At 74.6% G+C, this 8,692-nt stretch carries 7 protein-coding genes; 1 reads left to right on the top strand and 6 read right to left on the bottom strand.

Translation table 11 applies throughout. The features are described from left to right. Window positions 1-116: 116 nt before the first annotated feature. Both ACFWOG_RS36955 and ACFWOG_RS36950 read right to left on the bottom strand, forming a co-directional pair. Window positions 117-1,085, bottom strand: a complete 969-nt coding sequence (locus tag ACFWOG_RS36955) for a hypothetical protein (protein ID WP_329948970.1) — start codon at window positions 1,083-1,085, stop codon at window positions 117-119. Continuing rightward, complete coding sequence (locus ACFWOG_RS36950; RefSeq protein ID WP_329948971.1) at window positions 1,082-1,471, bottom strand: PadR family transcriptional regulator; 390 nt, start codon at window positions 1,469-1,471, stop codon at window positions 1,082-1,084. The genes ACFWOG_RS36955 and ACFWOG_RS36950 overlap by 4 nt, the downstream gene beginning before the upstream one ends. A gap of 83 nt (window positions 1,472-1,554) precedes the next feature. On the opposite strand from ACFWOG_RS36950, the gene ACFWOG_RS36945 reads away from it, so the two are divergent. Beyond that, window positions 1,555-2,199 (top strand): hypothetical protein, encoded by a 645-nt coding sequence (locus ACFWOG_RS36945; protein WP_329948972.1) that lies wholly within the window; start codon window positions 1,555-1,557, stop codon window positions 2,197-2,199. A gap of 173 nt (window positions 2,200-2,372) precedes the next feature. Here ACFWOG_RS36945 and ACFWOG_RS36940 read toward each other — a convergent pair whose 3' ends face one another. From ACFWOG_RS36940 to groL, 4 genes are all read right to left on the bottom strand, one after another. Then, the gene (locus ACFWOG_RS36940; RefSeq protein WP_380363799.1) at window positions 2,373-5,114 is read right to left on the bottom strand and encodes an FtsX-like permease family protein; all 2,742 of its coding nucleotides are present in this window, start codon (window positions 5,112-5,114) and stop codon (window positions 2,373-2,375) included. Next, the gene (locus ACFWOG_RS36935; protein ID WP_329948974.1) at window positions 5,111-5,863 is read right to left on the bottom strand and encodes an ABC transporter ATP-binding protein; all 753 of its coding nucleotides are present in this window, start codon (window positions 5,861-5,863) and stop codon (window positions 5,111-5,113) included. Before ACFWOG_RS36935 ends, ACFWOG_RS36940 begins: the two co-directional genes overlap by 4 nt. Window positions 5,864-6,174: 311 nt before the next feature. Further along, window positions 6,175-6,534, bottom strand: coding sequence for a hypothetical protein (locus ACFWOG_RS36930; protein WP_329948975.1), 360 nt, complete (start codon window positions 6,532-6,534; stop codon window positions 6,175-6,177). Window positions 6,535-6,703: 169 nt separating this feature from the next. Then, window positions 6,704-8,323, bottom strand: a complete 1,620-nt coding sequence (gene groL, locus ACFWOG_RS36925) for a chaperonin GroEL (protein ID WP_329877131.1) — start codon at window positions 8,321-8,323, stop codon at window positions 6,704-6,706. Window positions 8,324-8,692: the final 369 nt, after the last annotated feature.

Here is an 8,692-nt window from a genome sequence, read left to right as displayed (position 1 = left end):
GTCCCACATCCGGTCGTCCGGCCGTTCAGGGGCGGCGAAGCCCCGGCCGTCCCCGCTCCGGCGGGGTTCGCGCGAACCCCGCCGGGCCCGCGGATCCCCGACGGATCCGAGTGCACTCAGGCGAGGCTCCGGCCACCTCCCGCCCCGGCTCCACTCCGGCCGAGGATCCGGCCGAGGGCCAGCAGCACCACCAGCGCGACGCCCATCAGCGGCAGCAGCCGCCACGCCCCGCCGACCACCTGCCAGGCCCGGAAGAGACTGAACCCCGCGCTCAGCGCGAGCACCGTCAGCCCCATCGCCGCCGGCGCCAGCCGCCCCCGGGCCACCCCGAGCAGCGACACCAGCGGGACGATCAGCAGCAGCGCCGCCGTCCGCCCGTCCATCAGCACGAAGGAGCTGTAGAACTCCTCGGCCAGCAGGACCAGCCCGCCCCCGACCATCGAGGCCACCACCACGGCACGGCTCCGCCAGGTCGGACGTTCCAGCAGTTCCTGCGGCGCGAGCGCGAAGAGCAGGCCGGACACCAGCTGCGGTGTCGCCTCGCAGCTCCCCAGGAAGAACTGCCACCCGTCGTGCGAGACCCCGATCACCTCGACCATCCGGAACGCCCCGGCGAGGACCACGACCAGCGCCGTCACCCGGGCGGCCTGCCAGCGGCCCGCCAGCACGAAGGCGACGAGCAGCAGCGGGACGAACATCTCCCCGACGGAGGCGATGAACCCGGGCACGTGCGTGATGTGGTCCGGCGTCATCAGCAGCCTGGGCCGGTAGGAGCCGACCGCGCTCCCCAGCGCCTGCGCCACCCCCAGCCCCGCGATCGCCCCGGCGATCAGCGGCGCGGCGGCCGCGAGCAGCTGCCCCAGGCGGGACGAGGCGGTCAGCCCGGCGCGCATGCGCAGGCCGTAGGCCCCGAGGTCGACCGCCTCCCGGGCGGTCGCCAGCTTGCCGGCCTCGGCCGTGCTGTCGGCGAAGACGGCGGACAGCTCGTCCCCGCGCTCCCGGCGGTAGCGGGCCGGGTAGAGCCGGAGCGCGGCGCGGAACGCCACCGGCTCCGCCAGGAATCCCGGAAAGGTCTGATGAGTCATGCGAAGGCCCCCCTGACCCTCAGGAACGCGGGCCGCGCCGTTCCGGTCGGACGGACGGCGGCGGGCCGGACGGCCGCCAGCCTGCGCCGCGCCTCCTCGGCGACGGCGGCCAGCCGTTCGGCCTCGGTGCCCAGCGCGCCCCGTCCGCCCTCGGTGAGCGCGTAGGTGCGGCGGGCCCTGCCGTCGACGACCTCCTCGGCAGCGACCTCGATCAGGCCCTGCTGGAGCAGCCGGTCGAGCGCGCCGTACAGCGTGCCGGTGCGCATCGTGACCCGGCCGCCGGAAATCGCGGCGACTTCCTGGATGAGCGCGTAGCCGTGCCGGGGGGCATCGGCGAGCGCGGTGAGCAGGAGCAGCGTCGGCTCCTGCATGGCCCGTTCTGTCATGGAACTACATATACCGTCCACCGACATATCCAGTCCAGCGGAATCCGTCACCGATCCGGGTGACGGCCGGACAGAATGACCCCATGCCCGACGCACCCGACCCCGGTCTCCTCGCCGCCTGGACCGCCCTGCTCCGCCGCTGCGGCACCGGGGCCGACCCCGAGCCGGCCGGACGGGAGCTGCTGCGGCGCTGGGCCGAACCGCAGCGGCGGTACCACACCACCGAGCACCTGCGCGCGGTCCTGGCCCACGTCGACGCGCTCGCCGGGCACGCCGCCGACCCGGACGCCGTCCGGCTGGCCGCCTGGTTCCACGACGCCGTCTACCGCCCGGACCGCTCGGAGAACGAGGAGCGCAGCGCCGTCCTCGCCGTCCGCGCGCTCACCGAGGCGGGGCTCGCCGCCGCACGGGTCGACGAGGTCGCCCGGCTGGTCCGGCTCACCGTCACCCACCACCCCGACCCCGGTGACCGCGACGGCGAGGTGCTCTGCGACGCCGACCTCGCCGTCCTCGGCGGTCCGCCGGACGCCTACGCGGCGTACGCGGCAGCCGTCCGGGAGGAGTACGCCTTCGTCCCCGAGCCGGACTTCCGCGCCGGGCGCGCGGCGGTGCTCCGGCAGTTGCTCGCGCTCCCCGCGCTCTACCGCACGCCCACCGCGCACGAGCGGTTCGACGCCCCCGCACGCGCCAACCTGGCCGCCGAGCTCGCCGGACTCACCCGCGCGTAGGCCCTCCGGTGCCCGGCGGGCCCGCCACCCGGGCCACCCGGGCCCCAGGCCACCCGGGCCCGCCGCCCGGGCCCCGTTCCGATGCCTCCCGGACAGGGGCGGGCCCGGCCGCCGAAGCAGCCGGGCCCGTCGAAGCGCGGCCCACCGGAGCGGGCACGGGAGGCACGGCCCCGTCAGCCGGCCCGCCGCGCCAGCGGCAGCCCCCCTCGGGTGAACGCGGCCGCTCCCAGCCCGGCCACCACCGGCAGCACCACCGTGACCAGCAGGATCACCCCCCACGGTGCGGCGAACGGCGCCGCCGAGCTCCCGGCACTGTGCGCCCGGAGCAGCCCCATCGCCGGTACGAACCCGCTGATCGTGCCGAGCACCGCCCCGATCGCCGCGATCAGCGCGCACTGCAGACCGGCCTGCACCCGCCGGATCCGCGGCGGCGCGCCGACCGCGGCCAGCGTGGCCTGGTCGTTGCGCGAGTCCGCGGCGGCGAGCCCGGTGGCCACGGCCGCGGCGCCCAGCACCACGACGGCCGCGAACCCGGTGAGCGCCACGGTGTTCAGGTTGCTCTTCGGGTCGTAGCCCCGCTCCACCCGGAGCTGGGCGAACGGGACGATCCGTGCCACGGTCGCCTCGGCCCGCTGCTGCTCCTTCGGGGTGGGCACCGTCTCCGGCAGCCAGACCGACCCGGCCGGCCGGGCTTCGAGACCGGCCTTCCGCACCGCGTCGAGGCTCATCAGGACCGGCCCGAACCGGGCGGCTTCCGGGTTCTCCACCAGGACCGCCTCGACGCCGACCTCGCGGTTCTCCGTCTGCGGCGCCTGGCCGGGCTGGACCGGTCCACCGGCGCCGCCCTGCATCGTCAGCACCGCCCGGCCGTCGCGCAGGAAGGCTCGGTCGAAGACGACCGTCCTGCCGGCCGCCAGTGCCTCCTCGGCGGTCCGGTCGTGCAGGCCGAACAGGTTGTGCAGGACGGTCGCGTCCCCGGCCAGCGTCCGGACCGCGGACCTGCCCCGTTCGACCGGGCCCGTCCCCTGGATCCGCACGCTGGAGGAGCACTCCGGGCAGAACACGTAGACGACCTCGTGGACGTCGGCGCGGGTGCCGAGCCCGGGCAGGTCCTGCTCGACGGAGGTGCGCAGCCGCGTCAGCTGCGGACTGTCCGGCTTGAGGGCGGCGTCGACCACGACGGCGCCGGGCGGGGCCTCCGGACGGTAGGCGGCGCGTTCCTGCGCGTCGGTACCGGTGGTGTAGACGCCGACGGCGACGGCCCCGGCGACGGCGGCCAGCACGGCGGCCACGGCCGGCGCGGTCCGGCCGCGGTGGCGGGCCGAGTCGCGCAGGGCGAGCCGGGGGCCGAGCGGGAGCCGGCGGGCCAGCCTGCCGAACAGGGCGATCAGCATCGGGGTGAACAGCAGCAGGCCCATTTCGGCGGTGGCCGCTCCGGCCAGTACCGAGAGGGTCCGGGCGGTGAAGCTCCCGACCACCGGCATGCCGGCGCTGGAGTACGTGCCGACCCCGTAGACCGCCACGGCCGCGCCGGCGCCGACCAGCAGCAGACCCACGACCGGGGCCCAGCGGCTGGGGGCGGTGACGGTGTCGCGGCCGGTGAGACCGGCCACCACGTCACGGCGGGCTGCCTGCACGGCGGGCAGCACGGCGGCCAGCAGTGCGGTGAGGACGCCGACGCCGGCGATCGCCAGCAGGTCGACCGGGGCGAGCGCGAAGTGTCCGAAGCGGCTGCCGCCCGCCTCCTCGGCCCAGGGCCGGACGGCGGCGACCAGTCCGGTGCCGAGTCCGACACCGAGCGCGGCACCGGCCAGCCCGAGCACCAGCCCGGCGCCGAGGACCACGGCGCGGACGTGGCCGCGGTGGCCTCCGGCCGCCCCGATCAGGGCGAGCTGGCGGCGCGAGCGGCGGGCGCCCACGGCGAACGCGGGGCCGGCTAGCAGCGCGACCTCCAGCAGTGCCATCCCGACGACGGTGACGAGCACGACGGTCCGGTTGTCCGTGGCGGCCGTGAGGTCCACCGGCCGGTCCAGCTGGTAGGGGACGGCGGACCGGGCGGGCGGGTCGAGGGTGACGGCCCGGGAGGTGACGGTGAAGCCGTACCTGTTGAACTCCTGGACCTTGGCCCAGTCGAGCCGTTCACCGGCGGGCAGCCGCACCAGCCACTGCTCCGGCGGGGCGCCCTCGTCGGCGACCGGGGCGGTGATCCCGGCGGTCTTCGGCGCCATCGCCGCCGCGAGCGGGGCGACCACCTCGCCGGGGCGGCCGACCAGCTCCACCTTGTCCAGGTCCCCGGGGTGCTCGACCACGCCGGTCAGGGTGAACGGGGTCGCGAGGCCCTTGAGCGTGGTGGCGTCGCCGATCCGCAGCCCGGCCTCGTCGAGGAAGGCCCGGGTGACGGCGGCCTCGTGCGGCGCGGAGGGGGCCCGGCCCTCGACCAGGTCGAGACGGCCGGACCAGTCCTTCGTGGTCAGGTCGGCCTCACCGGTCGAGGTGGTGAACAGGCCCTCCCGGGTCGAGGCGCTGACCTCGGGTCCGGGGGTGGCCGGCAGGAGCACGGCCCCGGGCGGCAGCAACCCGGCGACCAGGGCGGCCGGGGCCGTCGCGGCGGCGCGCTGCTGCTCGGCGGTGGCCGTCTCCCCGGCCACCAGCACCCGGACGCCGTCCTCGGCGACCGGGGCCTGTTCGACCGCGCGGCCCGGCCGGTAGGCGGTGACCAGCGCGTCGGTGCCGCCCATGAGCCGCTCGACCCGCTCGCCGGGGGTGAGCTGGCCGCTGCGGTAGACGACGTCGGCGCCGGTGACACCGAGGACGGGCAGGGCGATCATGGCGACGACGAGGGCGCTGCGGCCCTTGGCGCGCAGGGCGTCGCGGCGGGCGATGCGCAGCGCGACGCGCAGGGCGGAGAGCCTCATCGACCGGCTCCGTTCCGGCTGGAGAGCAGCATCAGGGTCTCGGCGTCCCGGCCGATGCTCTCGTCGACGATCCGGCCGTCGCGAAGGAAGACCACGCGGTCGGCCCAGACGGCGTGCCGGGGTTCGTGCGTGACCATCATGGCGGCGGCGCCGGCGTCGCAGCGGGCCCGCAGCACCGCGAGCACGGCCTCCCCGGTGGCGGAGTCGAGGGCGCCGGTGGGTTCGTCGGCGAGGACGAGGCGGCGGTCGCCGACGAGCGCGCGGGCGATGGCGACGCGCTGCTGCTGACCGCCGGACATCTCCTCGGGGAAGCGGTCGGCCAGCTCGGCGATGCCCAGTTCGGTGAGTGCGGCCAGTGCCTCGCGGCGGGCGATCCGCCCGGAGGTGCCGTCCAGCTCCCGGGGCAGCGCGATGTTCTCGGCGGCGGTGAGGGCCGGAATCAGGTTGTAGTCCTGGAAGACGTAGCCGACCGAGCGACGGCGGACGGCGGCGAGCCCGGTCCGGCTCAGTCCGCCGAGCTCGACGCCCTCGACCAGCACCTCCCCGCCGGAGGGCCGGTCGAGACCGCCGGCCAGCGTCAGCAGGGTGGACTTGCCGGAGCCGGACGGGCCCATCACGGCGACGAACTCCCCGGGGTGGACGGCCAGGTCGACGCCGCGCAGCGCGTGCACCTCGGACGGGCCCTGCCCGTGCACCCGGGTGACGTTCCGCAGCTGCAGGACGGGCCGGGCCAAATCTGACTGGGACATGCTTCTCCCCCTCGTTTCGCGTGGGCGGACGGCCTCGCGGCCGGCGGCGCCCTACATACCGAGTATGTATACCCCCACCCGAGGGGGTGACTCAAGTGCCCGACATAAGTCGGTAGACTGCATATGCAGGTTACGCGAGTCGGAGCCGCGAAAAAAGCCGCCGCACCCGGAGGCACGGCGGCGGACGAGGAGAAGCGGGGGAACCCGGCAGGGGGAGGGCAGGGGAAGCGGCAGGGGCGGCAAGGAGCGCGGCGACAGAGGGGACGGCGGAGACGACCGGGGCAGTGGGCGGCGCCGGAACGGCGGGGGCGTCAGGCGAGCTGCCCGACGGGCGCCACCGCGGCGCCCTGCTTGCCGCAGACCCAGTGCGGCTCGGGGCCCAGCTCCGGCTCCACGCCGAGCGCGTGCGGGTCCCCGTCCGCCGCGCACTCGGCGCAGAGCGGCCAGCGGCCGTAGTTCTCCAGCAGCGCGTCCTGGACGTCCTGGGCGACCAGCCCGAGCACGTACTCGGTGCCGTCCGGCCACTGCTCCAGCCACCAGCGCCGGTGCGTCACGGCCTGCTCGACCAGCGACACCACGGCGGCGTCCGCCACGTCCCGTGCGGTGAGGTCGGCCAGAATCAGCGCCCGTGCGGTGTGCAGCGCCGTCTCGATGTCGTCAGGGGAAGCCATCGGCCCATTCTCCCAAACCCGCCGCCGCCCCGGACGCCCTCCGCACGAGGCCCCGCCGAACCGCCCGGCGCCGCGCCCCCGCAAACGCCCTGCTCCCCCGCAAACGCCGCACGGGCGGCCCCCCGAAGGGGACCGCCCGTGCGGACGAGGAACCGTCCGATCCGAAGGATCAGAAGTCCATGTCACCGCCCGGCATGCCGCCGCCGGCGGCCGAAGCCTTCTCCGGCTTGTCGGCGATGACGGCCTCGGTGGTGAGGAAGAGCGCCGCGATGGAGGCGGCGTTCTGCAGCGCGGAGCGGGTGACCTTCGCCGGGTCGATGATGCCCGCGGCGATGAGGTCGACGTACTCGTTGGTCGCGGCGTTCAGGCCGTGGCCGGCGGGAAGGTTGCGCACCTTCTCCACCACGACGCCACCCTCGAGACCGGCGTTGGTCGCGATCTGCTTGATCGGGGCCTCCAGCGCGATCTTGACGATGTTGGCACCGGTGGCCTCGTCGCCCTCCAGCTCCAGCTTGTCGAACGCGACGGCGGCCTGCAGCAGGGCGACGCCACCACCGGCGACGATGCCCTCCTCGACGGCGGCCTTGGCGTTGCGCACCGCGTCCTCGATGCGGTGCTTGCGCTCCTTGAGCTCCACCTCGGTGGCCGCGCCGGCCTTGATGACGGCCACGCCGCCGGCCAGCTTGGCGAGGCGCTCCTGGAGCTTCTCGCGGTCGTAGTCCGAGTCGCTGTTCTCGATCTCGACGCGGATCTGGCTCACGCGACCGGCGACCTGCTCGCCGTCGCCGCCACCGTCGACGATGGTCGTCTCGTCCTTGGTGATGACCACCTTGCGGGCGGTGCCCAGCAGGTCGAGGCCGGCGCTCTCCAGCTTCAGGCCCACCTCCTCGGCGATCACGGTGCCGCCGGTGAGGATGGCGATGTCCTGGAGCATGGCCTTGCGGCGGTCACCGAAGCCCGGGGCCTTGACGGCGACGGACTTGAAGGTGCCCTTGATCTTGTTCACGACCAGGGTCGACAGGGCCTCGGCCTCGACGTCCTCGGCGATGATGACGAGCGGCTTGCCGCTCTGCATGACCTTCTCCAGCAGCGGCAGGAGGTCCTTGACCGAGCCGATCTTGGAGTTGGCGATCAGGATGTACGGCTCGTCGAAGACGGCCTCCATGCGCTCCAGGTCGGTGGCGAAGTAGGCCGAGATGTAGCCCTTGTCGAAGCGCATGCCCTCGGTGAGCTCAAGCTCCAGACCGAAGGTGTTGCTCTCCTCGACGGTGATGACGCCTTCCTTGCCGACCTTGTCCATGGCCTCGGCGATGAGCTCGCCGATCTGGGTGTCGGCGGCCGAGATGGAGGCGGTGGAGGCGATCTGCTCCTTGGTCTCCACGTCCTTGGCCTGGGCCAGCAGCTGGTCGGAGACGGCGATGACGGCCTTCTCGATACCACGCTTCAGGGCCATCGGGTTGGCGCCGGCGGCGACGTTGCGCAGACCCTCGCGAACGAGCGCCTGGGCCAGCACGGTGGCGGTGGTGGTGCCGTCACCCGCGACGTCGTCGGTCTTCTTGGCGACCTCCTTGACGAGCTCCGCACCGATCTTCTCGTACGGGTCCTCGAGCTCGATCTCCTTGGCAATGGAGACACCGTCGTTGGTGATCGTGGGGGCGCCCCACTTCTTCTCCAGAACGACGTTGCGACCCTTGGGGCCGAGCGTGACCTTCACCGCGTCGGCGAGCTGGTTCATGCCACGCTCAAGGCCGCGGCGAGCTTCCTCATCAAAGGCGATGATCTTGGCCATCTGAAGTGGTCCTCCGGGACACGGTCGACTGCTCGGACCAAGGGGTGCCCGCGACGGACGGCCCTGGTATGCGGGGGTCCCTTCCCCTACCGCTCCCTGGGGCCTCACCGACCCGGTCCGCTTATCACTCTCAAGCTGTGAGTGCTAACGCCAATGATTAGCACTCTAGGTGGGCGAGTGCAAGCCCAATCGGCAATCCGCGAGCGCCTCCGGGGCCCTCCGCACGCCCCCCTCCGGGGCCCCTCCGGCGGTCCCCGACCGCCTCCGGACGCACCCCCGGACAGGCCGGCGGGGGGCGGGCGGCGGGGGGGGGGGGGGGCGCCCGGGGGAGACGGTGAGGGCCCACCGAGGGGGGGGTGGGCGGCACCG

This window comes from Kitasatospora sp. NPDC058406, from assembly GCF_042722765.1.
In the GTDB taxonomy this organism is placed as follows: Bacteria; Actinomycetota; Actinomycetes; order Streptomycetales; family Streptomycetaceae; genus Kitasatospora.
The sequence above is the reverse complement of the archived record's forward strand: the minus strand, read 5'-3'. Positions and strand labels throughout refer to the sequence as shown.

Excerpts from the sequence above, each read along its gene's own strand:
- ACFWOG_RS36955 (WP_329948970.1), bottom strand. The coding sequence starts at position 1,085 with ATGACTCATCAGACCTTTCCGGGATTCCTGGCGGAGCCGGTGGCGTTC.
- ACFWOG_RS36950 (WP_329948971.1), bottom strand. The coding sequence starts at position 1,471 with ATGACAGAACGGGCCATGCAGGAGCCGACGCTGCTCCTGCTCACCGCG.
- ACFWOG_RS36945 (WP_329948972.1), top strand. The coding sequence starts at position 1,555 with ATGCCCGACGCACCCGACCCCGGTCTCCTCGCCGCCTGGACCGCCCTG.
- ACFWOG_RS36940 (WP_380363799.1), bottom strand. The coding sequence starts at position 5,114 with ATGAGGCTCTCCGCCCTGCGCGTCGCGCTGCGCATCGCCCGCCGCGAC.
- ACFWOG_RS36935 (WP_329948974.1), bottom strand. The coding sequence starts at position 5,863 with ATGTCCCAGTCAGATTTGGCCCGGCCCGTCCTGCAGCTGCGGAACGTC.
- ACFWOG_RS36930 (WP_329948975.1), bottom strand. The coding sequence starts at position 6,534 with ATGGCTTCCCCTGACGACATCGAGACGGCGCTGCACACCGCACGGGCG.
- groL (WP_329877131.1), bottom strand. The coding sequence starts at position 8,323 with ATGGCCAAGATCATCGCCTTTGATGAGGAAGCTCGCCGCGGCCTTGAG.